The organism is Klebsiella sp. X1-16S-Nf21, from assembly GCF_002837615.1.
Classification (GTDB): Bacteria; Pseudomonadota; Gammaproteobacteria; order Enterobacterales; family Enterobacteriaceae; genus Klebsiella; species Klebsiella variicola.
Map to the genome: position 1 here is coordinate 31,024 of NZ_PJDK01000033.1, position 21,595 is coordinate 52,618.

The 21,595-nt window shown below is 62.1% G+C and carries 22 protein-coding genes; 12 read left to right on the forward strand and 10 right to left on the reverse strand.

Translation table 11 applies throughout. The annotated features are described in order from the left end of the window. Positions 1-83 precede the first annotated feature (83 nt). On the reverse strand, positions 84-989 hold the full coding sequence (locus CW267_RS16130) for an AraC family transcriptional regulator (protein WP_008806791.1): 906 nt from the start codon (positions 987-989) through the stop codon (positions 84-86). A 116-nt stretch (positions 990-1,105) separates the two neighbouring features. Between CW267_RS16130 and CW267_RS16135 the strand changes: the two genes are divergently transcribed. Then, the gene (locus tag CW267_RS16135; protein WP_008806790.1) at positions 1,106-1,642 is read left to right on the forward strand and encodes a carboxymuconolactone decarboxylase family protein; all 537 of its coding nucleotides are present in this window, start codon (positions 1,106-1,108) and stop codon (positions 1,640-1,642) included. Between the two features lie 20 nt (positions 1,643-1,662). On the opposite strand, the gene CW267_RS16140 is transcribed toward CW267_RS16135, so the two are convergent. Then, a complete protein-coding gene (locus CW267_RS16140) occupies positions 1,663-2,133 on the reverse strand; it encodes a DUF1348 family protein (RefSeq protein ID WP_032736555.1) in 471 nt (156 codons plus the stop codon). Continuing rightward, positions 2,133-2,762, reverse strand: coding sequence for a pyridoxamine 5'-phosphate oxidase family protein (locus tag CW267_RS16145; RefSeq protein WP_016946127.1), 630 nt, complete (start codon positions 2,760-2,762; stop codon positions 2,133-2,135). The genes CW267_RS16140 and CW267_RS16145 overlap by 1 nt, the downstream gene beginning before the upstream one ends. 38 nt (positions 2,763-2,800) lie before the next feature. On the opposite strand from CW267_RS16145, the gene CW267_RS16150 reads away from it, so the two are divergent. Then, on the forward strand, positions 2,801-3,772 hold the full coding sequence (locus CW267_RS16150) for a LysR family transcriptional regulator (RefSeq protein WP_163594384.1): 972 nt from the start codon (positions 2,801-2,803) through the stop codon (positions 3,770-3,772). On the opposite strand, the gene CW267_RS16155 is transcribed toward CW267_RS16150, so the two are convergent. Further along, positions 3,769-5,262, reverse strand: coding sequence for an MDR family MFS transporter (locus CW267_RS16155; protein ID WP_039102659.1), 1,494 nt, complete (start codon positions 5,260-5,262; stop codon positions 3,769-3,771). The two genes, CW267_RS16150 and CW267_RS16155, sit on opposite strands and share 4 nt — an antisense overlap. Positions 5,263-5,342: 80 nt before the next feature. Here CW267_RS16155 and CW267_RS16160 point away from each other — a divergent pair, with 80 nt between their 5' ends. Next, positions 5,343-5,990 carry a TetR/AcrR family transcriptional regulator gene (locus CW267_RS16160; protein ID WP_023298366.1) on the forward strand — a complete coding sequence of 216 codons (648 nt, stop codon included), beginning with the start codon at positions 5,343-5,345 and terminating at the stop codon, positions 5,988-5,990. A gap of 621 nt (positions 5,991-6,611) precedes the next feature. Here CW267_RS16160 and CW267_RS16170 read toward each other — a convergent pair. Further along, positions 6,612-7,028, reverse strand: a complete 417-nt coding sequence (locus CW267_RS16170; RefSeq protein WP_032740354.1) for a GNAT family N-acetyltransferase — start codon at positions 7,026-7,028, stop codon at positions 6,612-6,614. On the opposite strand from CW267_RS16170, the gene CW267_RS30645 reads away from it, so the two are divergent. Further along, on the forward strand, positions 7,003-7,119 hold the full coding sequence (locus tag CW267_RS30645) for a hypothetical protein (RefSeq protein WP_046620779.1): 117 nt from the start codon (positions 7,003-7,005) through the stop codon (positions 7,117-7,119). The genes CW267_RS16170 and CW267_RS30645 overlap by 26 nt on opposite strands. Here the strand turns inward: CW267_RS30645 and CW267_RS30650 are convergent. Then, complete coding sequence (locus CW267_RS30650; RefSeq protein ID WP_046620780.1) at positions 7,079-7,201, reverse strand: hypothetical protein; 123 nt, start codon at positions 7,199-7,201, stop codon at positions 7,079-7,081. The genes CW267_RS30645 and CW267_RS30650 overlap by 41 nt on opposite strands. Before the next feature lie 206 nt (positions 7,202-7,407). On the opposite strand from CW267_RS30650, the gene eefA reads away from it, so the two are divergent. The 8 genes from eefA (at position 7,408) to CW267_RS16215 (ending at position 18,187) form a co-directional block, all read left to right on the forward strand. Beyond that, positions 7,408-8,532: a multidrug efflux RND transporter periplasmic adaptor subunit EefA gene (eefA, locus tag CW267_RS16180; protein WP_012967027.1), complete on the forward strand. Its 1,125-nt coding sequence runs from the start codon at positions 7,408-7,410 to the stop codon at positions 8,530-8,532. Beyond that, entirely contained in the window at positions 8,532-11,639 is a 3,108-nt protein-coding gene (gene eefB, locus CW267_RS16185; protein ID WP_016161998.1) for a multidrug efflux RND transporter permease subunit EefB, read from the forward strand. The genes eefA and eefB overlap by 1 nt, the downstream gene beginning before the upstream one ends. Before the next feature lie 3 nt (positions 11,640-11,642). After that, the gene (gene eefC, locus CW267_RS16190) at positions 11,643-13,007 is read left to right on the forward strand and encodes a multidrug efflux RND transporter outer membrane subunit EefC (protein WP_012967026.1); all 1,365 of its coding nucleotides are present in this window, start codon (positions 11,643-11,645) and stop codon (positions 13,005-13,007) included. Positions 13,008-13,052: 45 nt separating this feature from the next. Further along, positions 13,053-14,216 carry a multidrug effflux MFS transporter gene (locus tag CW267_RS16195; protein WP_016162000.1) on the forward strand — a complete coding sequence of 388 codons (1,164 nt, stop codon included), beginning with the start codon at positions 13,053-13,055 and terminating at the stop codon, positions 14,214-14,216. Between the two features lie 162 nt (positions 14,217-14,378). Then, positions 14,379-15,281, forward strand: coding sequence for an N-acetylmuramic acid 6-phosphate etherase (murQ, locus tag CW267_RS16200; RefSeq protein ID WP_012967024.1), 903 nt, complete (start codon positions 14,379-14,381; stop codon positions 15,279-15,281). 24 nt (positions 15,282-15,305) lie between these two features. Continuing rightward, positions 15,306-16,736, forward strand: coding sequence for a PTS N-acetylmuramic acid transporter subunit IIBC (murP, locus tag CW267_RS16205; RefSeq protein WP_100781160.1), 1,431 nt, complete (start codon positions 15,306-15,308; stop codon positions 16,734-16,736). 151 nt (positions 16,737-16,887) lie between these two features. Continuing rightward, a complete protein-coding gene (locus CW267_RS16210) occupies positions 16,888-17,790 on the forward strand; it encodes a DMT family transporter (RefSeq protein ID WP_002923118.1) in 903 nt (300 codons plus the stop codon). A 106-nt stretch (positions 17,791-17,896) separates the two neighbouring features. Then, positions 17,897-18,187, forward strand: a complete 291-nt coding sequence (locus CW267_RS16215) for a YicS family protein (RefSeq protein ID WP_002923120.1) — start codon at positions 17,897-17,899, stop codon at positions 18,185-18,187. Positions 18,188-18,190: 3 nt separating this feature from the next. Here CW267_RS16215 and CW267_RS16220 read toward each other — a convergent pair whose 3' ends face one another. Genes CW267_RS16220 through galB form a run of 4 tightly spaced genes read right to left on the reverse strand, consistent with a single transcriptional unit; the run spans position 18,191 to position 21,593 of the window. Then, the gene (locus CW267_RS16220; protein WP_046620769.1) at positions 18,191-19,054 is read right to left on the reverse strand and encodes an NAD(P)-dependent oxidoreductase; all 864 of its coding nucleotides are present in this window, start codon (positions 19,052-19,054) and stop codon (positions 18,191-18,193) included. Positions 19,055-19,056: 2 nt separating this feature from the next. Next, positions 19,057-20,142: a 4-oxalomesaconate tautomerase gene (locus tag CW267_RS16225; RefSeq protein WP_046620770.1), complete on the reverse strand. Its 1,086-nt coding sequence runs from the start codon at positions 20,140-20,142 to the stop codon at positions 19,057-19,059. After that, entirely contained in the window at positions 20,143-20,856 is a 714-nt protein-coding gene (locus CW267_RS16230) for a 4-carboxy-4-hydroxy-2-oxoadipate aldolase/oxaloacetate decarboxylase (RefSeq protein ID WP_008806775.1), read from the reverse strand. Next, on the reverse strand, positions 20,853-21,593 hold the full coding sequence (gene galB, locus CW267_RS16235) for a 4-oxalmesaconate hydratase (protein ID WP_008806774.1): 741 nt from the start codon (positions 21,591-21,593) through the stop codon (positions 20,853-20,855). Before galB ends, CW267_RS16230 begins: the two co-directional genes overlap by 4 nt. Between the last annotated feature and the right edge of the window lie 2 nt (positions 21,594-21,595).

The following is a 21,595-nucleotide window of genomic DNA, read 5'->3' on the forward strand; positions in this document are numbered from 1 at the left end:
AAAACTATAGCGACTTTCGGGTCGGGTAATAAACAGCAAACCACGCAACTGGAAATAAAATCATCTTCGCGAAACGCGAGGCGCTAGCCCCGTCGCCACTCGCCCGGCGTCACGCCATAGCGCATTTTGAAGCGCTTCGAGAAGGACGCCAGCGACTGAAAGCCGCAGCGTTCGGCAATGACCTCGAGGTTGGTCTGACGCTCCAGGCGCAGCAGCCGGGCGGCCAGCGCCATTCGCAGCTGCGACAGCCACGCCTGCGGCGTCAGGTGATAAACGCGGGCAAAATGACGGGCAAAGGTGGCCCGCGAAAGAAAGGCACGGGCGGCCATGGTTTCCAGCGTCCACGGCTGCTCCGGGGTCGCCATCACCGCCAGCACCGCCGGCATCAGGCGTTCATCGCTCATCAGACGCAGCAGTCCACCGGGCGGCTGTTGCTCGCCAAGCAGCATGCGCAGCAGGAGCACCAGCAGCGTATCGCCGAGGCTGCGCACGATAGCGCTGCCGCCGGGACGCTGCGCCAGGCTCTCGCGCACCAGTATATTAAGCAGCGCGTCCAGCTCCGGGCAGTCTTCACGCGCATCGGTATGGAGATGGATCAGCGTCGATGCTTCACTGAACAGCCAGCTGACGTGCGGACCAAAATAGAATTCGCCGCACAGCATCTCCAGCGCCCCCTCCGCCGGGCCGGCGCGCATTTCCGTCACCGTGCCGTTAAACCGGTGCGCTACCGGCAGCACCTGGCCCCACTCCACCAGGCTCTCCATCAGATGCGGCGAACCGTGCGGCAGGAGGACCACATCTCCCGCGCGCAGGTGATGAGTCTGGCCGCCGACGTTGAGCCGCCCCTCGCCGCGCAGCACCACGTGCCAGGGCACCACGCCGCTGCGCATTTGCTGGTGCCCGGCCTGCCAGCGGCCGCCGAAGCGACAGTGCAGGTTCACTTCGCAGCGCGGCGCCAGCAGCGCCAGCAGATGACTGAGACTGTCCATGCTTCTCCTGAGACGATAAGACAAAAAGGTGAGACGAAGACCGCCAGTCTAGCATGCGGCAAGCGCCTAAGATGACCCCATTGCCAACACACCCTCGATAACAACAGGAGTTAACCATGAGCCGTTTAGCAGATATCCGTGAACAAGACGCCACCGGCAAAGCCGCCGATATTTTCGCCGGGATCAAAAAAGCGATGGGCAAAGTGCCGAACGCCTATCTCACCATCGGCGGCCACTCGCCGGCAGCACTGCAGCAGGCGCTGGCGCACAATGCGATGCTCCATAAAGGCAGCCTCAGCGCCCAACAGCTGGAAGCGATTAACCTGTCGGTCAGCGAAGCCACCGGCTGTGACTACTGTCTGGCCGCGCATACCCTGATGGCGAAAAAAGCCGGCTTCAGCAGCGAACAAATCCACGCCCTGCGCCGCGGGGAGTATGCGGAAGAGGCGCAGCTTGATGCGCTGGTGAAATTCGCGCAGACCCTGGTGACCACCACCGGTACGCTGCCGGAAGCCGACGTCGCCGCGCTGCGCAACGCCGGTTTTAGCGACCAGCAGGTGATTGAGATCATCAGCGCCGTCAGCGCCATCCTGTTCACCAACATGGTGAACCGGGTTAACGACACGGTGGTCGACTTCCCGAAAGCCGATTAATCCGTTGCGCCGCGCCGGTTTTACAGCCCCAGATCGCTGAGCCCCGGATGATCGTCCGGGCGGCGCCCCTGGGGCCAGTGGAACAGGCGCTCGCTTTCGGCGATCGGCAGGTCGTTGATGCAGGCGTAGCGCGTCTGCATCAGTCCGTGCTTATCAAACTCCCAGTTCTCATTGCCATACGAGCGAAACCAGTTGCCGCTGTCGTCGCACCACTCATAGACGAAGCGCACGGCAATGCGATTCTCCTGCCATGCCCACAGCTCCTTAATCAGCCGGTATTGCTGCTCCTTGCGCCATTTTCGCTGCAGGAACTCAACAATTTGCCCCCTGCCGTGGACAAATTCGCTGCGGTTGCGCCATTCGCTATCGACGGTGTAGGCCAGAGCGACTTTTTCGGCATCGCGACTGTTCCAGCCATCTTCCGCGGCGCGGACCTTCTGGATAGCGCTGTCGCGGGTAAACGGCGGTAACGGGGGACGTTGCTCATTCATCAGGAGTCTCCTTTTGAGGCTAATTGCTGCTGCAGGCGCTGATTCTCCTGCTCCAGGTCATGAATACGTTGCTGCAGGTTCTGGCTGTACTCCGCCACCTGCTGCGCGCTGTAGCGCGGCGTAATGTGCTGCGGGCAGTTCCAGTCAAACGCCTGCAAATGAAAAAGAAAAAGACGTTCAATGCGGGCGCGATAGTTGGCCGGCGCCACCTGCGCCAGCAGCTGCGGATGGTCCTCTGCCGCCAGGACTTCGACGGTGGCGTAGATTTTCAGCCTGGCACGGCGCGGATAATCCATCAAAAACAGGCAGGCCCGGTCGCTGCCGCGCAGATTGCCGGTAGTGATGTACTGGCGGTTACCGCCGAAATCGGCCATCGCCAGGGTGGTGTCATCCAGCAGATGCAGAAACCCCACCGGGCCGCCGCGATGCTGCATGTAGGGCCAGCCGCTCTGCGACACCGTCGCCAGATAAAAGCTGTCGCGGGTGGCGATCATCCCCGCTTCGCTGTCGCCGAAGCGGTCGGCCTGGCGGCGACTGTGCGGCGTTTGCCACAGCGAGTCGCTGCCCATTTCATGCTGCACATCCATCACGTCCGGGGTGATGGCGATATCGAGAAAGGTTGCTGCCATAGCGCCTCCTGTTGTCTGGCGCCATCATGGACTGTACTGTGAAGAATGATAATACGGGTAAAATGGCAATCATCTTTCCGAAAAACGGGAGAATAATGGATCGATTAAGCGCGATGGCGCTGCTGGTGAAAGTGACCGAGCTGGGGAGCATGTCGGCGGCGGCGCGGGCGCTGAATATGCCGTTGACCACCGTCAGCCGCCATATTGGTGAACTGGAGAGCGCGCTGGGCGTGCGCCTGCTGGCGCGAACCACCCGCAAACTGACGCTCACCGACGCCGGGGTCGATTATGTTGCCGCCGCGCAGCGGATCCTTGAGGAGGTGGAAAACGCCGAACGCCAGGCGACGGGCGAATATCAGGAACCGAAGGGCGAGCTGGTGATCTCCGCGCCAACGATGTTTGGACGCCAGCACGTTCTTCCGGTAATCAGTGAATTTATCGCCCGCTACCCGCAAATTCGCGTCCGTTTGCTGCTCAGCGATCGCAATGCCGACCTGGTGAGCGACCATGTCGATCTGGCGGTGCGGATTGGCGACCTGGCGGACAGCAGCATGGTGGCCACCCGCCTCGGCACCATGCGGATTGTGGCCTGCGCCCATCCGGCGCTGCTGGCGAAATACGGCGAGCCGCAGCGGCCGCGCGATCTGGCGGCGTTGCCGATCATCCGCATTGAATCGCCGATGCCCTATCGCGGCTGGCGCTTTCGCGCCGCTGAGCGCGAGGACCAGCTGATTAACCTGCCGCCGGTGCTATCCGTCACCACGCCAGAGAGCGCCGCCGATGCCGCGCGGCTGGGGGTGGGGGTGGCCCGCTTACTGCATTATCAGGCGCTGGATGGCCTGCGCCACGGGGAGCTCCGTCTGCTGCTGGAAAACGTCGAGCCGGATCCGGCGCCGGTCCATTTGCTGTATACCGCGCGGGATCTGGCGCCGCTTAAGCTGCGGAAATTTATCGATTTTGCCGCGCCGGCGCTGCGTCAGGCACTGCTGCGCATCGCTGGGGCCGCTTAATGCGTCGCGGTCTTCAGCGGTGCCTCCTTTAACAGCCAGGAGAGGACAAACGCCACCGCCATAATGCAGGCCGCCATCAGGAACGCCGCGTGGATCGCCGCGCCGAAGGCGTCGAGGTAGTCGAGGCGGATATCCGCGGGCAGGTGCTGAACCGCCACCGGATTCATTCCCGGCGGCAGCACCGCGCCTTCCGGCAACAGCTTTTGCAGGTTGCTCTGCAGCACGTGCGTGAACACCGCGCCAAACAGCGCCACGCCGATCGAGCCACCAATCGAGCGGAACAGGGTCACGCCGGAGGTGGCGACGCCGTACATCTGCGCCGGCATCGCATTCTGCACCGCCAGGACCAGCACCTGCATCACCAGCCCCAGACCCGCCCCCAGCACGCCGGTAAACAGGTACAGCTGCCACAGCGGCGAGTGAATGGTGATGCGGGTCAGCAGTACCATGCCGGTCACGCCGAGCAGGGTGCCGAGGATCGGAAACAGGCGATATTTACCGGTACGGCTGATAATCCGCCCGCTGATAATCGAGGTCAGCAGCAGGCCGCCCATCAGGGGGATCAGCTGCAGCCCGGCCTCGGTGGGCGTCGCCTCCTTCACCACCTGCAGATAGAGCGGCAGGAAAGTGACTGACCCGAACAGCGACATGCCGATGACGAAGCCGATCAGGCTGCACAGCAGGAAGCTGCGGTTGCGGAACAGCGCCAGCGGAATAATCGGTTCGATGGCGATCCGCTCTTCGTACATAAAGCCGATGATCCCCACGATGCCGAAGGCCAGAATGCACCACAGCTGCGGGTCATTCCACGCGTGGACGCTGCCCCCTTCCGAGGTAAACAGAATGATGCACAACAGCGCCATGCTGAGGTAAATCGCCCCCAGCCAGTCAATCTGATGCTGGCTGCGTTTATTGCTGCTGTGGAATACTGCGCCGATCACCAGCAGCGCGAACAGGCCGAGCGGCAGGTTGATATAGAAGATCCAGCGCCAGGAGGCGTGCTGCACCAGAAAACCGCCGATCAGCGGGCCGATCACCGTCGCCAGGCCAAAAACACCGCCGAACAGCCCCTGATAGCGGCCGCGGTTGGCGGGTGGGATGACGTCGGCGACCGCCGCCATGCTGATCACCATCAGGCCGCCGCCGCCGAGCCCCTGCAGGCCGCGCATCAGCACCAGCTGGGTCATGTTCTGCGCCAGCCCGCAGAGCACGGAGCCGACGAGAAACAGCCCAATCGCCACCTGCAGCACGATTTTGCGACCGAACAGATCGCCGAATTTCCCGTACAGCGGCACCGCGATGGTGGAGCTGAGAATATAGGCCGTGACCACCCAGGAAAGCTTGTCCAGCCCGCCCAGTTCGCCGACAATCGTCGGCAGCGCGGTGGAGACAATGGTCTGATCCAACGCCGAGAGCAACATCACCAACAGCAATGCGCTGAACAGCAGGCGTATCGACTGCACCGGTGGGTTAGCGACTTCAGAAGTCATTACAACGCTCGCTTGAAATTAATTAAATGCATAATTAATATTTAGTGAAAGAATGAGTCGGGTCAAGAGATCGCCATACCATGACAGCACAAAAGGATCAGGATGCCCCCCGCCGCCCGGGTCGGCCGCGCGGTAAAAAACCGGATACTGCCAATCGCGAACAGCTGATGGACATTGCCCTGATGCTGTTTGCCCGCGACGGGGCGGGCCGCGTATCGTTGAACGCCATCGCCAAAGAGGCCGGGGTGACGCCGGCGATGCTGCATTACTACTTCAGTTCCCGGGATGCGCTGGTGACCCAGCTGATTGAGGAGCGCTTTATGCCGCTGCGCAATCACATCAGCCGCATTTTTGTCGATCATCCGCAGGATCCGGTGCTGGCGCTGACGATGATGGTCGAGACGCTGGCGCATATGGCGGAGAAAAATGCCTGGTTTGCGCCGCTGTGGATGCAGGAGATCATCGGCGAGATGCCGATCCTGCGTCAGCATATGGATGCCCGCTTCGGCGAGGAGCGTTTTCAGGTGATGCTGGAGACGGTGCGTCGCTGGCAGCTGGAGGGCAAGATCAATCCGGCGCTGTCGCCGGAGCTGCTGTTTACCACGGTGATTAGCCTGGTGCTGGTGCCATTTTCACGCATTCACAGCGATCCGCGTTTACAGGCGGTCAACCGCCAGACCATCATCAGCCACGCGCTGGCGTTAATGGGCCACGGCGTCGGAGGTTAAGGCGTGGTTTTGACGCTTTTGTAGCCCGGATAAGGCGCCACGCGCCGCCATCCGGGAGTTTCCCTGCTTGCGCTACGCTTAGCAGGGCTACAACTTCTATGTTAATTCCCGGCAGATTGCGCTCCCGGTTGATCTTCTGCGTTATGTCTCTTATGCCGCAGGGAGCGCACAGGGGGCGGCCAGTCGCCGCCGCCCCCTGTACCCCCGGGCTCCGGCCAGCAAAATCGCCGCTACGCGGTCCCTTCGACTTATCCCTGCAGGCTTCGGGTCGGGCCGAGGCAGCGTCCGTGCAAAACACGGCCCTCAGCCCGCATCCATGCGGGCTGCCCCGGCCTTCCGGGAACGTCTCAGCGATTTTGAGGCCGCCAGCACCGGCAGTTTCAGTCGCGCAAGTGGGTATATCAATAACAGGCCGCACGAACCCCAGGACGGGTAAGGCGACAGGCGCCACCCGGCAAGAATACTGGTGCCGTGCCTGATATCCTGCCCGGCGGCGCTGCGCTTGCCGGTCCTGGGTGGGGCGAAACGACGGGAGGACTGCGTAGGCCGGATAAGGCATTTATGCCGCCATCCGGCACAACCACAGGTAGGGTACCTGACCGCCCGGGGATACCAGGATCGTTACAGCGCCTTCGACAAATAGTGGCGCTGCATGCCTGCGTGGGGGAAGTCGGGCAGCGACATCTGCAGCTGATAGCCTAATTTCTGATAAAACGGCAGCGCCTGGAAGCTAAAGGTATCCACCAGCAGATGGCTGCAACCTAGCGCCTGCGCCTGCTGTTCCGCCTCCTGCATCAGCTCGCTCCCCAGCCCGCGCCCGCGCGTCGCCTCGCTAACCCACAGATACTCAATGCACAGCCAGTTGCCCTTGCGTTTGGCAATCAGCCCGCCCTGCATCACCCCTTGCGCATCGCGGGAGTAAACCCCCAGATCGCCAAACTGCGCCGCATCGAGATACTGCTGATTATACTGCCGCAGACCGGCAAGCAATTCTTGTTGATCGTCGGGATTAATGCTTTTTGTAATGATTAGTGTCATTAACTATCTCCAGTATTGCGATGCCGAATGGTTATTTTCCCTCTCCACTTTCACAAAATATTCTTATTTTCTCCATGATTATTTGCCTTAATTTTTTGCGTTCTAAAAGTAAGCAAAAAAACCTTTCCATTATCGCGGCGGATCGTATAATGGAGAAAAATGAGAATGATCATTCTCACCACAAAACCAGAGGAGATGCGCTTTTCACCTCCTGAAGACCGAAGAGGTTGGCTTCAACGGAGACACAATAACAATCACGTTCAGGAACATCTGTGTTCCTTTTTTGTCATTTTCGCTCACCCGAAAATGCCTCAGCGCCCAACCTATTCCCTCGTTTTTAAATAAACGGGGCGGACGTCTTATATCTTGAGAAAATATAATGAAATACATCATAGCTCCCATCGCAACAGCATTATTTCTCCTTAGCGGATGCGATAATGCGCAGACATCTGCCCCGCAGCAACCCACGCCGGAAGTGGGCGTGGTCACCCTGCAAAGCCAGCCGGTGCCGGTAGTCAGCCAGCTCACCGGGCGCACCACCGCCTCGCTCAGCGCCGAAGTTCGCCCCCAGGTGGGCGGCATCATCCAGAAGCGCCTGTTTACCGAAGGCGATATGGTGAAGGCCGGGCAGGCCCTTTACCAGATCGATCCCTCCAGCTATCGCGCGACCTGGAACGAAGCGGCGGCCGCGCTGAAACAGGCCCAGGCGCTGGTGGTCTCCGATTGCCAGAAGGCCCAGCGCTACGCGTCGCTGGTCAGGGATAACGGCGTTTCCCGCCAGGATGCCGACGACGCCGCCTCCACCTGCGCCCAGGACAAGGCCAGCGTGGAATCGAAGAAAGCGGCGCTGGAGAGCGCGCGCATCAACCTGAACTGGACCACCGTCACCGCACCGATAGCCGGGCGCATCGGCATCTCGTCTGTCACGCCGGGGGCGCTGGTCTCCGCCGATCAGGATACCGCGCTGGCGACGATCCGCGGGCTCGACACCATGTATGTCGATCTGACGCGATCCAGCGTCGATCTCCTGCGTTTACGCAAACAAAGCCTGGCCAGCAACAGCGACACTCTCAGCGTAACGTTAACCCTGGAAGATGGCAGTACCTACCAGGAAAAAGGACGTCTGGCGCTCACCGAAGTCGCCGTCGATGAATCCACCGGCTCGGTGACCCTGCGCGCTATCTTCCCCAACCCGCAGCACGTCCTGCTGCCGGGGATGTTCGTCCGCGCGCGCATCGATGAAGGCATCATGAACGACGCGATCCTCGCCCCACAGCAGGGGATCACCCGCGATGCCAAAGGCGACGCCACGGCGCTGGTGGTCGATGCCGCCAACAAAGTTGAGCAGCGTACCGTGGAAACCGGCGACACCTATGGGGATAAATGGCTGGTGCTGAGCGGCCTGAAAGCAGGCGATAAGCTGATTGTCGAAGGCACCAGTAAAGTGGCCCCCGGACAGACAGTGAAGGCCGTTGCCGTCAACAATAACGGAGGCAATGCCTGATGTTCTCCCGTTTCTTCGTGCGTCGCCCGGTCTTTGCCTGGGTGATCGCCATTCTGATTATGCTCGCCGGGGTGCTGGCGATCCGCACCCTGCCGGTAGGCCAGTACCCGGACGTCGCCCCGCCGGCGGTGAAAATCTCCGCCACCTATACCGGCGCCTCTGCCGAAACCCTGGAGAACAGCGTCACCCAGGTCATCGAGCAGCAGCTTACCGGCCTCGACCATCTGCTCTACTTCAGCTCCACCAGCAGCTCCGACGGCTCGGTCAGCATCACCGTCACCTTTGAGCAAGGGACCGACCCGGACACCGCCCAGGTGCAGGTGCAAAACAAAGTCCAGCAGGCGGAATCGCGGCTGCCGAGCGAAGTCCAGCAGTCCGGCGTAACGGTGGAAAAATCGCAGAGCAGCTTCCTGCTGATCCTCGCGGTATATGACAAAACCGACCGCGCCACCAGCTCCGATATCTCCGACTGGCTGGTCAGCAATATGCAGGACCCGCTGGCGCGCGTGGAGGGCGTCGGCAGCCTGCAGGTATTCGGCGCCGAATACGCGATGCGCGTCTGGATGGACCCGACCAAACTCGCCTCCTACTCGCTGATGCCTTCCGACGTTCAGTCGGCGATTGAGGCGCAGAACGTGCAGGTTTCCGCCGGTAAAATCGGCGCGCTACCGTCGTCCAATGCCCAGCAATTGACCGCCACCGTGCGCGCGCAATCCCGGCTGCAAACCCCTGACCAGTTCAAAGCGATCATCGTGAAAAGCCAGGCCGACGGCTCGGTAGTGCGCCTGAGCGATGTCGCGCGGGTGGAGATGGGCAGCGAGGATTACACCGCTACCGCCAATCTGAACGGCCATCCGGCCGCCGGGATCGCGGTGATGATGGCCCCCGGCGCCAACGCGCTGGATACCGCTACCCTGGTGAAAAGCAAAATCGCCGAATTCCAGCGTCAGATGCCGCAGGGCTACGATATCGCCTATCCGAAGGACAGCACCGAGTTCATCAAAATCTCGGTCGAGGATGTGATTCAGACCCTGTTCGAAGCGATCATTCTCGTGGTCTGCGTGATGTATCTGTTCCTGCAGAACTTCCGCGCGACGCTCATTCCGGCGGTGGCGGTGCCGGTGGTGCTGCTTGGCACCTTTGGGGTGCTGGCGCTGTTCGGCTACTCGATTAACACCCTGACGCTGTTCGCCATGGTGCTGGCGATCGGCCTGCTGGTGGATGACGCCATCGTGGTGGTGGAAAACGTCGAGCGCATTATGCGCGACGAAGGGCTGCCCGCCCGCGAAGCCACCGAAAAATCGATGGGCGAAATCTCCGGCGCGCTGGTGGCGATCGCCCTGGTGCTGTCGGCGGTGTTCCTGCCGATGGCCTTCTTCGGCGGATCGACCGGGGTCATCTATCGCCAGTTCTCGGTAACCATTATTTCGGCAATGATGCTGTCGGTGGTGGTGGCGCTAACCCTCACCCCGGCGCTGTGCGGCGCGCTGCTCAGCCACTCCAAACCGCACACCAAAGGGTTCTTTGGCGCCTTTAACCGCCTGTGGGGGCGCACGGAAGCAGGCTACCAGCGCCGGGTGCTCGGCGGCCTGCGCCGGGGCGCAGTGATGATGGGCGCTTACGCGTTGATTTGCGGGGCGATGGCGCTGGCGATGTGGAAGCTGCCGGGCAGCTTCCTGCCGGTGGAGGACCAGGGGGAGATCATGGTCCAGTACACCCTGCCCGCCGGGGCCACCGCGGTGCGTACCGCCGAGGTGCGTCGCCGGGTGACCGACTGGTTCCTCACCAAAGAGAAAGCCAATACCGACGTCATTTTCACCGTCGACGGCTTCAGCTTTAGCGGCAGCGGCCAGAACGCCGGGATGGCGTTCGTATCGCTGAAAAACTGGTCGCAGCGCAAAGGGGACGACAATACCGCCCAGGCCATTGCCCTGCGCGCCACCAAAGAGCTGGGGACGATCCGCGACGCCACCCTGTTCGCCATGACCCCGCCGTCAGTGGACGGTCTCGGGCAGAGCAACGGCTTCACCTTCGAACTGATGGCCAGCGGCGGTACCGACCGCGACAGTCTGATGAAGCTGCGCAGCCAGCTGCTGGCGGCGGCCAACCAGAGCAGCGAGCTGCAGTCGGTGCGCGCTAACGATCTGCCGCAGATGCCGCAACTGCAGGTGGATATCGATAATAACAAAGCCGTCTCGCTGGGGCTGTCGCTGAGCGATGTGACCGATACGCTCTCCAGCGCCTGGGGCGGTACCTACGTGAATGACTTTATCGATCGCGGCCGGGTGAAAAAGGTCTATATCCAGGGCGAAAGCGACGCGCGCGCGGTGCCGTCGGACCTCGGCAAATGGTTCGTTCGCGGCAGCGATAACAGCATGACGCCGTTCTCCGCCTTCGCCACCACCCACTGGCAATACGGCCCGGAAAGCCTGGTGCGCTACAACGGCTCCGCCGCCTTTGAGATCCAGGGCGAAAACGCCGCCGGCTTCAGCTCCGGCGCGGCGATGGACAAGATGGAAAAGCTGGCCGACAGCCTGCCGGCGGGCTCCACCTGGGCGTGGAGCGGCATTTCGCTGCAGGAAAAGCTCGCCAGCGGCCAGGCGATGAGCCTCTACGCCATCTCGATTCTGGTGGTGTTCCTGTGCCTGGCGGCGCTGTATGAGAGCTGGTCGGTGCCGTTCTCGGTGATCATGGTTATCCCGCTCGGCCTGCTCGGCGCGGCGCTGGCGGCGACGCTGCGCGGTTTAAGCAACGACGTCTACTTCCAGGTGGCGCTGCTGACCACCATCGGCCTGTCGTCGAAAAACGCCATCCTGATCGTGGAGTTCGCTGAATCCGCCGTGGATGAGGGGTATTCGCTCTCCCGGGCGGCGATCCGCGCCGCGCAGACTCGTCTGCGCCCGATTGTCATGACCTCGCTGGCGTTTATCGCCGGGGTACTGCCGCTGGCCATCGCCACCGGCGCCGGAGCCAACAGCCGCGTGGCGATCGGCACCGGCATCATCGGCGGCACCCTGACGGCCACCCTGCTGGCGGTGTTTTTCGTACCGCTGTTCTTCGTGCTGGTGAAACGTCTCTTCACCCGCCAACGTCCTTCTCAGGAGTAAGGTATGTTTCGTTTGAGTTTTATGTTTATCGCGCTCCTGACCGCGGGCTGCGTCTCGCTTGACCCGCATTATGATCGCCCGGCCGCGCCGGTGCCGGCCACCCTGCCCGGGGCGCACGGCGAATCGACGGCGGTGGTCGGCGACTGGCAGAAAGTGGTCAATGACGCGCGGCTGAAAAAAGTGGTCAGTCTCGCGCTGAACAGCAACCGCGATGTGCAAAAAGCGCTGGCCGATATCGAGGCCGCGCGCGCCCAGTACGGCGAGACGCGGGCGTCGCTGTTTCCTACCGTCGATGCCGAGCTGAGCCATACCCGCAGCAAAACGGTAGCCAGCGGCCTGAGCTCCGCTTCACAGGCCGACGGCGCGGTCTCCAGCTTCGAACTGGACTTGTTCGGCAAGAACCAGAGCCTGTCGCGCGCGGCGCGCGAAACCTGGCTTGCCAGCGAATTCACCGCGCAGAATACCCGGCTGACGATGATTGCCGATTTGACCACCGCCTGGGTGACGCTGGCGACGGATAACAGCAATCTGGCGCTGGCGCAGCAGACCATGGACAGCGCAGCAAACTCGCGCAACATCGTCGCCCGCCAGATGGCGGTGGGTACCGCTTCCGCCGGCGATGTAAGCTCGGCGGAAAGCGTCTATCAGCAGGCCCGCGCCAGCGTCGCCAGCTATCGCACGCTGGTGGCGCAGGATAAAAACGCCATTAACCTGCTGGCGGGGGAAACCGTGCCGGAGAGCCTGTTGCCCGGCACCCTCGAGAGTCTCGGGGATAACAGCATCGCGCTGGTGCCGGCGGGCGTGTCGTCGTCGGTGCTGCTGCGCCGGCCGGACATTCAGGAAGCGGAGCACAATCTGAAGAGCGCCAATGCCGATATCGGCGCGGCGCGGGCGAACTTCTTCCCGTCGATTTCCCTGACCGCCAGCGCCGGGGTCGGCAGCGACTCGCTGTCGTCGCTGTTCAGCCACGGGATGCAGGTGTGGTCGTTCGCCCCCTCCATCAGCCTGCCGCTGTTCACCGGCGGCAGCAACCTGGCGCAGCTGCGCTATGCGGAAGCGGAGAAAAAGGGGTTGATTGCCACCTACGAGAAATCGATTCAGAGCGCCTTTAAGGACGTTGCCGATGCGCTGGCGCGCCGGGAAACGCTGAGCGAAGAGCTCGATGCCCAGCGGCAGTACGTCGCCGCCGAGCAGACATCGCTGGATATCGCCATGAAGAGCTATCAGGCCGGAGTCGGCGATTATCTGTCGGTGCTTACGGCCCAGCGCACGCTGTGGTCGGCGAAGACGACGCTGCTGTCCCTGCAGCAGACCGACCTCAATAACCGGATCACCCTCTGGCAGTCGCTGGGCGGCGGCGCCAGTTAATTTCACCCGCCGGGCGGCCGCGCCCGGCTTCTGTAAGGAATCGTTATGCCACGTGTCTCCCTCTCCTGGGCGCTGATCCTCGGCCTGCTGTCGGGTATCGGCCCGCTGTGCACGGATTTTTATCTGCCGGCGCTGCCGGAGATCACTCAGCAGCTGCAGGCCACCAGCACCCAGACCCAGCTGTCGCTGACCGCCGCGCTGATTGGCCTCGGCCTGGGTCAGCTGTTTTTCGGCCCGCTGAGCGATCGCATTGGCCGCCTGAAACCGCTGGCGCTGTCTCTGCTGCTGTTTATCTTTGCTTCGGCGATGTGCGCCCTGACCCGGGATATCAACATGCTGATTGTCTGGCGCTTTTTACAGGGCTTCGCCGGCGCCGGCGGCTCGGTGCTGTCGCGATCCATCGCCCGCGATAAATACCAGGGCACCCTGCTGACCCAATTTTTCGCCCTGCTGATGACCGTGAACGGCATTGCGCCGGTGCTGTCCCCGGTGCTGGGCGGCTACGTTATCACCGCCTTCGACTGGCGAATTCTCTTCTGGACGATGGCCGCCATCGGCGGCGTGCTGCTGGTGATGAGCCTGACGATCCTGCGGGAAACGCGCCCGGCCACAGCAACGCATGCCGCCCGCCAGCAACGCGGCCAGCCGGTGCTGAAAAATCGCCGCTTTCTGCGCTTCTGCCTGATTCAGGCCTTTATGATGGCCGGGCTGTTCTCTTACATCGGCTCCTCTTCCTTCGTGATGCAGAGCGAATACGGCATGAGCGCCATGCAGTTCAGCCTGCTGTTCGGTCTGAACGGTATCGGGCTGATTATCGCGGCGATGATCTTTTCCCGCCTGGCGCGCCGCTTTAGCGCCGAAAGCCTGCTGCGCGGCGGCCTGACGCTGGCGGTGAGCTGTGCGGCGATCATGCTGCTGTTTGCCTGGCTGCAGCTGCCGGTGCTGGCGCTGGTCGGCCTGTTCTTTACCGTGTCGCTGATGAGCGGCATCAGCACCGTCGCTGGCGCGGAGGCGATGAGCGCCGTCGATGCCGCGCAGTCCGGGACCGCGTCCGCGCTGATGGGCACCCTGATGTTTGTCTTCGGCGGCATCGCCGCGCCGCTGGCAGGCCTCGGCGGTGAAACGATGCTGAAAATGAGCCTCGCGATGGCCATCTGCTACCTGCTGGCGCTGCTGCTGGGCCTCAGCAAACCGCGCAGCGCGCGCTAATCTCCTGCTGCGGTAATAAAATATTCCAGATTTATTACCGCACTATTTCCCGCCATACCTACCATTCTCCTATTATTCTCCGCGTACTAATCGTGATACTCTTCACAGGCAAGGAATAAATAATTCCTTATACTGCGCGCCACTGAGAATAACGAGGTTTCTATGAGTATCGACCTGAGCAAACTGCTGACCGAGCGACGCAACGCCAACAGCGCCAACATTGACACCCTCTCCACCCTCGACATGCTGACGGTGATAAACCAGGAAGACCAGCAGGTAGCCCAGGCGATTACGCCCTATCTGCCGCAGATTGCCGAGGTGGTGGATAAGGTCGCGACGGCGCTGCAGGCCGGTGGCCGCTTGATTTATATCGGCGCGGGTACCTCAGGGCGTCTGGGGATCCTCGATGCCAGCGAATGCCCGCCAACCTTCGGCACCCGCCCGGAGCAGGTGGTGGGGATCATCGCCGGCGGACATAAAGCGATTCTCAGCGCCGTGGAAAACGTGGAAGACAACAAAGCGCAGGGGGCGATGGATCTGCAGAACCTGAACTTCAGCCACCGCGATGTGCTGGTGGGACTGGCGGCCAGCGGACGCACGCCGTACGTCATTGGCGCCATGGAATACGCCCATAGTCAGAATGCCTTTGTCGCCATCGTCAGCTGTAACCCGCATGGCGAAATGGCCCAGCTGGCGGATGTGGCGATCACCCCGGTGGTCGGCCCGGAAGTGGTCACTGGCTCTACCCGCCTGAAAGCCGGTACCGCGCAGAAGCTGGTGCTGAACATGATCTCCACCGGGGCGATGATCCGCGTCGGCAAGGTGTACAGCAACCTGATGGTCGACGTCGAAGCGACCAACGCCAAGCTGATTGAGCGCCAAGTCTCTATCGTGATGGAGGCGACCGACTGCGATCGTCCCACTGCCCGGAAGGCGCTGGAGGCCTGCGGCCGCCACTGTAAAACGGCGATCGTGATGGTGCTGGCGGACTTAAGTGCCGAAGACGCGCAGTCGCTGCTGGCAAAAAACAACGGCTATATCCGCAAGGCGCTCAGCAACACCTGAGCACCGACAGACAGGTAACGGGCAATGGCAAAAATAACGAAAGAAATGATAGCGCGGATCCTCGCCCACGTAGGCGGCGCCGCAAACGTCGCGCAGGCGGGCAACTGCATGACGCGCCTGCGCTTGACCCTGCGCGATGAAAGTCTGGCCGACAGCGCCGCCATCCGCCAGATTGACGGCGTAATGGGGGTGATCGTCAGCGACGAGCAGTTCCAGGTGGTGCTCGGCCCCGGCAAGGCGCAAACCGCCGCCGAGATGATGAACGTCCTGCTGGAGGAGGCGCCCGCCGCGCCGACGCTGGCCGACGTCGCAGCGGAGAAAAAGCAGGCGCTGAAGGGCAAGCAGACCAGCGCGGTGCAGAAGTTTCTCGCCAAATTCGCCACCATCTTTACGCCGCTGATCCCCGGCTTTATCGCCGTCGGGCTGCTGCTGGGCTTTGCTACCCTGGCGGAACAGGTCTTCGTGCTGGAGAACGCCCATCCGAACGCCAGCCTGGTAGCGCTGATTGGCTATATGAAGGTCTTCAGCAAAGGGATGTTCACCTTCCTGAGTATCCTGATTGGCTATAACGCGCAGAAGGCGTTCGGCGGCTCCGGCGTGAACGGCGCGATTATCGCCTCGCTGTTCGTGCTGGGCTACAACCCGGAGGCAACCAGCGGCTTCTACGCCGGCATTTCCACCTTCTTCGGCCACGGCATCGATCCGCGCGGCAATATCATCGGCGTATTGATCGCCGTTATCCTTGGGGCGTGGGTTGAACGCCAGGTGCGGCGGGTAATGCCGGCCAACCTCGATATGATCCTCACTTCGGCGGTGACGCTGCTGATCATGGGCGCGGTGACCTTTACGGTGATCATGCCGATTGGCGGCTGGTTGTTTACCGGCATGTCGTGGCTGTTCCTGCATCTTAACGGCAACCCGTTTGGCTCGGCGGTGCTGGCCGGCCTGTTCCTGCTGGCGGTGATGTTCGGCGTCCATCAGGGGTTTGTCCCGGTCTATTTTGCGCTGGTGGACGCCCAGGGCTTTAACTCGCTGTTCCCGATCCTGGCGATGGCCGGGGCCGGGCAGGTGGGGGCGGCGCTGGCGCTATTCTGGCGGGCGAAGCGCGATTCGCTGCTGCGAACCCAGATTAAAGGGGCGATTATTCCGGGCTTCCTCGGGATTGGCGAGCCGCTGATCTACGGCGTCACCCTGCCGCGGATGAAGCCGTTTGTCACCGCCTGCCTCGGCGGCGCCTGCGGCGGGTTCTTCGTCGGACTGATCGCCTGGCTGGGGCTGCCGGTCGGCCTGAACACGGTGTTCGGCCCGTCCGGGCTGGTGGCGCTGCCGCTGATGACCTCCGGCAGCGGAATTTACGCCGGGATGGCGGTCTACGCCGGCGGGCTGGCGGTCTCCTACCTGTGTGGCTTTGTCCTCACCTGGCTGTTCGGCAGTAAAAATGTCGATTTAAGCTAGAACGCGACTGTCGGGTAGTGCCCGGTGGCGGCTTCGCCTTACCGGGCCTGCAACATCGTTACGCCGCCGCGCCCGACTACCATTTCCTGCCCCGCCGCCCGGGCTGGCGCATGCTATGATTCCCCTTTGTCATATTTCGCTTGAGGAAAAGATGGGCTCCAGCAAAAAAGGGATGCTGAACGTACTGATTGCCGCCGTGCTGTGGGGCAGTTCCGGGGTGTGTGCGCAGTTTATTATGCAGGAAAGCCAGATGTCGTCGCCGTTTCTGACCATGACGCGTCTGCTGTTCGCCGGGCTGATCCTGTTGATGCTCGGCTTTGTTCACGGCGACCGCATTTTCCGCGTGCTGCAAAACCGCCGCGACGCCCTCAGCCTGCTGTTTTTCTCGCTGTTTGGCGCGTTAACCGTGCAGTTCACCTTTCTGATGACCATTGAAAAATCCAATGCCGCCACGGCCACGGTGCTGCAGTTCCTGTCGCCTACGATCATCGTCGCCTGGTTCGCCCTCGCCCGCAAAGCGCGTCCCACTCCGCTGGTGCTGGGAGCTATCTGCACCTCGCTGGCGGGCACCTTTCTGCTGGTGACCCACGGCAACCCAACGACGCTGTCGATTTCGCCGGCGGCGCTGTTCTGGGGGATCGCCTCGGCGTTTGCCGCCGCGTTTTATACCACCTATCCCTCGACGCTGATTGCCCGCTACGGGACGCTGCCGATCGTCGGCTGGAGCATGCTGTTCGGCGGCGCGATGCTGCTGCCGTTTTACGGCGGCCAGGGCACCGATTTTGTGGTGAACGGTAGCCTGCTGTTAGCCTTTTTCTACCTGGTGGTGATCGGTACTTCGCTGACCTTCAGCCTTTATCTTAACGGCGCGCAGAAAATTGGCGGCGCGAAGGCCGGGATCCTCAGCTGCGCCGAACCGCTGAGCAGCGCCCTGCTGTCGCTCCTGCTGCTGGGGATCACCTTCACGCTGCCGGACTGGCTGGGCACTCTGCTGATCCTCGCGTCGGTGGTGCTGATCGCCATCGACTCGCGGCGGCGGGTGAGAGCCGCCTGAGCAGGCGATAAAAATTGCATTTTCAATAAGTTAAACTGACCACTATTTGCGTGTTTTCGCGCCTGCGCATATAGTTGACGGAAGCGATTACGGAAGGAGAAGCCTGATGAAAGCATGTTGGATGGTATGCCTGGTCACCGCCCTGAGCGCCACGTCGGCGTGGGCCGAATCACCGCTGCAAAGCCTGCAGTTCGAGCAGCAAAAACAGCAGGTGCTCAAAGCGGTGAAGGAAAAATGCGCGCCAGCAAGCCACCTCAGCGACAACGATTTTGCCAATAAAGTGCTGGCGACCGACGGTAACAAGAACGCGGTCCGCGAAGCAACGCTGGCGAAAGAGCGCAATAACCAAAAAAGCTACCAGGCCGCAATCGACAAAATCGTCTGTCCGGCCAAATAGCGGTTATTTCAGCCTGGCGACCAGCGTTTTCCAGTCAAACGGCGTCAGCTGCCTGTAGCTCAGGCTACGGGCGGCCATCTGCTCCGGCAGCTGGCGCTGGCTTTTCGCGATCGCCTCGCTCATTATCCCGGCGCTCCCCACGTCACGCAGGGTTTTCACCACCTCTTCCATCTCTTCGCTGCGCCGAATGCCATGTTCCGCCACCCGGCTGATCAGATAGTCGGGGAACGCTCCTGTCCAGCCCAGAGCGGGGAAACTATGATGCAAGGAACTAAGCACCTCCTCCTCAACGCCGTATTCACGAGCCGCGAACAGGCATTCTGTGGTAAGCGCTTCAAGACCTTTGATCATCACGCTACGGCACATTTTTATCGCCGACACCTGGCCCACCGTACTGGCGCCATAGCGGGCATTCAGCCCCAGCCCCTGCAGACGCGGCGCGATCGCCTCCGCCTGCGGCCCGCCGATCAATAACGGTGTCTGCAATCGGGCCGGCGGTACCGGCGCCATCACCGCGACATCGATGTAGGTGCCCGGCAGAAAATGTTCAGCCGCCTGCCGTTTCGTCTCCGGCGCCACGGAGTTGAGATCGAGGAAGTATTGCCCCGGCTGCAGCAGCGCGGCCGCCTGCTGCGCCACCTTTAGCGCCTCACCGGCGGTCACAGTAGAAAAAACCAGCGTGGCCCCCTCCAGCGCCTGCGCCAGCGAATTTCCCACCTGAACGCGCGAATCACGGGCTTTTTTGCCCATCGCCTCTCGCGCCGGGCCATTGAGCTTGCAATCCCACATGGTCACCGCATGCTCACGGGCCAGATCCGCCGCCAGAATGCCACCCGCCTCGCCAAAACCAATAAACGCGATTGTCATCATCACTCCTCACGCGGCCAGACGCGGGCCGGAATAAAAACCTCGCCAGCAAACAGCAGTCGCGCCGTGCGTAACAGGCCGCAGCCAGCCAGGGCGCCGTCAGCATCAAGCTGAAGCGTTACGCAAAATTCGCCTGTCGGATGCTCAACGCTGAGCAGCGGCGTATCGCCTGGCGCTACCTGCGCCAGGCCCTGCGCGACAGAGCCGGGGAGCAGACAAGCGCTGGCCACGCTCACCGCGCCAAACACGCCGATTGACGCGTGGCAGCGGTGGGGGATAAAGGTGCGGCTGCTGATGGCGCCGCCGTGTCGCGGTTCGGCGATCAGGGTCATCTTGGGCACCGTGCGCTGGCTGACGTCGCCAAGCTGCATCAGCGGCCCGGCCTGCAGGCGAATCGACTCCAGGCGACGTTTAAGCGCATCGTCATTATCCAGCTGTTCGCGCGTCTCATAGCCGGTGCAACCGAGGTCGCAAGCGCGCAGCAGGATCACCGGCATACCGTTATCGATGCAGGTCACCTCAACGCCGTCAAAACGGTCACGAACCCGGCCGGTCGGCAGCAGCGCCCCGCAGCTGGAGCCCGCCACATCAAGAAAATGGAGCAGGATCGGGCTGGCGCTGCCCGGCACGCCATCGATACGACTCTCGCCGGCGTAGTCGACCCCGTCGGCATCGCAGGGGATCTCTGCCACCGCCAGTTGCCCCGTGTTCTCCATATAAATACGCACCCGAGTGAGCGGCGCATCGTGGCGAACCAGACCACGCTCGATGGCGAAAGGGCCAACGGCGGCGAGAATATTGCCGCAGTTTTGGCCGTAATCCACGGTGGCCGCCGCCACGTTCACCTGGGCAAACAGATAGTCCACATCGGCGTCAGGCCGTGCGGAGCGGCGGATAATCGCCACTTTACTGGTCAGCGGATCGGCGCCGCCGATCCCGTCAATTTGCCGGGGATCAGGCGAGCCCATCACCGCCAGCAGCACCGCATCACGTTGCACCGGATCGGCAGGCAGATCGTCAGCCAGAAAACAGGCTGCCTTCGAGGTGCCGCCGCGCATCCATAGACAGGGGATTCCGCGTTGCGCCATTTATTCCTCCACCTCGTCTGCGCGGTCGTAATACCGCAGCCCCTTTTCCGCCAGACGCGGGCGCATCGCGTAAATATCCAGCCCCAGCTCGCCATGGCGCATCCGCTCACGCTTCGCAAGCTCATTGCTCATACGGGCTTCCGCTTTATCGAGCACATCACGGACCTGCGCGTGAGGCAGCACCACGACGCCATCGTCGTCGGCCACCACGACATCGCCCGGCTGCACAAGCTGGCCTGCGCAAATCACCGGGACGTTAACCGAACCGAGGCTCTCTTTCACCGTTCCCTGGGCATAAACCTGACGGGACCAGACGGCGAATCCCATCTCCCGCAAAGTCTGCGAATCACGAATGCCGATATCGCCCACCAGACCGACCACGCCGCGCGATTGGAGAGACGTCGCCAGCAGATCGCCGAAGAAGCCATCGCCGCACGGCGACGTCGGGGCCACCACCAGAATATCGCCGGCGCGGCACTGCTCGACCGCCACATGAAACATCCAGTTGTCGCCTGGCGTCACCAGCACGGTTACCGCGTTGCCCGCCCGGCTGACGCCCTGCTGAATCGGACGGATTGCCGGCCCCATCAGCCCCTGACGATCCCAGGCTTCATGGAGCGTCGCCACCCCGGCCGCCTCACAGCGGCGCAAAACCGCCTCGTCATGGCGCGGCAGGTGGCGGATCACAAGGCCTTTTTTATTTAACAGGTTCATGCCAGGTTCTCCGTTACGCGGGGGAAGATGCTCTGGAAGGCTTCGCCGTGAACGATATCGCGCGCGGCCGTGATGCCGATATTGCGCTTGGCCTGCACCCCGCGCTGCAGCGCCACGCGGGTGTAGTATTCCCACAGATGCTCCTGACCCTGCATGCACTGAATGGCCTGATACTTTTTCTCCCAGACGGCGGTGATGTCCAGTAACACATCGGGTTTCCAGTTGCACTGCTCCGGCTGGTGCGGTTCGAAACAGTAAACCGGGGGAGCAGCGACAATTTTCTCGCCGGGGCGATAGCCTTCTGCCTGAGCGATAATCCGAGCCTCCTGCGCCAGGTGGGAGGCCAGCGGATGATCGTAGTTATAGGGATCGTGCAGGGAGTGCGTCAGGACAAAGTGGGGCTGGATACGGCGATACACATCCGCCAGACGAAACAGCGTCTCTTTATCGGCGCGCAGCGGATAGTCGCCGATATCAAAGAATTCGACGCTGGCGCCCAGGATCTCAGCGGCGGCCTGCGCCTCTTCGCGACGCACCTGCTTCACCGCCTCCTCGGTCATGTTGCCTTTGCGCCACAGTTTGGCGGACTCGCCGCGCTCGCCAAAGGATAAACAGACCACATGGACCTGATAGCCCTGCAGGGCATGCAGCGCTATCGCACCGCCCGCGCGCCAGACGAAATCGGCCGAGTGGGCGCTGACGACAAGGGCACTTTTTTCGCTAACCGGATGAGACATGA

Coding starts and splice junctions, on each gene's coding strand:
- CW267_RS16130 (WP_008806791.1), bottom strand. CDS start 989: ATGGACAGTCTCAGTCATCTGCTGGCGCTGCTGGCGCCGCGCTGCGAA.
- CW267_RS16135 (WP_008806790.1), top strand. CDS start 1,106: ATGAGCCGTTTAGCAGATATCCGTGAACAAGACGCCACCGGCAAAGCC.
- CW267_RS16140 (WP_032736555.1), bottom strand. CDS start 2,133: ATGAATGAGCAACGTCCCCCGTTACCGCCGTTTACCCGCGACAGCGCT.
- CW267_RS16145 (WP_016946127.1), bottom strand. CDS start 2,762: ATGGCAGCAACCTTTCTCGATATCGCCATCACCCCGGACGTGATGGAT.
- CW267_RS16155 (WP_039102659.1), bottom strand. CDS start 5,262: ATGACTTCTGAAGTCGCTAACCCACCGGTGCAGTCGATACGCCTGCTG.
- CW267_RS16160 (WP_023298366.1), top strand. CDS start 5,343: ATGACAGCACAAAAGGATCAGGATGCCCCCCGCCGCCCGGGTCGGCCG.
- CW267_RS30645 (WP_046620779.1), top strand. CDS start 7,003: ATGCTTTTTGTAATGATTAGTGTCATTAACTATCTCCAGTATTGCGAT.
- CW267_RS16170 (WP_032740354.1), bottom strand. CDS start 7,028: ATGACACTAATCATTACAAAAAGCATTAATCCCGACGATCAACAAGAA.
- CW267_RS30650 (WP_046620780.1), bottom strand. CDS start 7,201: ATGATCATTCTCATTTTTCTCCATTATACGATCCGCCGCGATAATGGA.
- eefA (WP_012967027.1), top strand. CDS start 7,408: ATGAAATACATCATAGCTCCCATCGCAACAGCATTATTTCTCCTTAGC.
- eefB (WP_016161998.1), top strand. CDS start 8,532: ATGTTCTCCCGTTTCTTCGTGCGTCGCCCGGTCTTTGCCTGGGTGATC.
- eefC (WP_012967026.1), top strand. CDS start 11,643: ATGTTTCGTTTGAGTTTTATGTTTATCGCGCTCCTGACCGCGGGCTGC.
- CW267_RS16195 (WP_016162000.1), top strand. CDS start 13,053: ATGCCACGTGTCTCCCTCTCCTGGGCGCTGATCCTCGGCCTGCTGTCG.
- murQ (WP_012967024.1), top strand. CDS start 14,379: ATGAGTATCGACCTGAGCAAACTGCTGACCGAGCGACGCAACGCCAAC.
- murP (WP_100781160.1), top strand. CDS start 15,306: ATGGCAAAAATAACGAAAGAAATGATAGCGCGGATCCTCGCCCACGTA.
- CW267_RS16210 (WP_002923118.1), top strand. CDS start 16,888: ATGGGCTCCAGCAAAAAAGGGATGCTGAACGTACTGATTGCCGCCGTG.
- CW267_RS16215 (WP_002923120.1), top strand. CDS start 17,897: ATGAAAGCATGTTGGATGGTATGCCTGGTCACCGCCCTGAGCGCCACG.
- CW267_RS16220 (WP_046620769.1), bottom strand. CDS start 19,054: ATGACAATCGCGTTTATTGGTTTTGGCGAGGCGGGTGGCATTCTGGCG.
- CW267_RS16225 (WP_046620770.1), bottom strand. CDS start 20,142: ATGGCGCAACGCGGAATCCCCTGTCTATGGATGCGCGGCGGCACCTCG.
- CW267_RS16230 (WP_008806775.1), bottom strand. CDS start 20,856: ATGAACCTGTTAAATAAAAAAGGCCTTGTGATCCGCCACCTGCCGCGC.
- galB (WP_008806774.1), bottom strand. CDS start 21,593: ATGTCTCATCCGGTTAGCGAAAAAAGTGCCCTTGTCGTCAGCGCCCAC.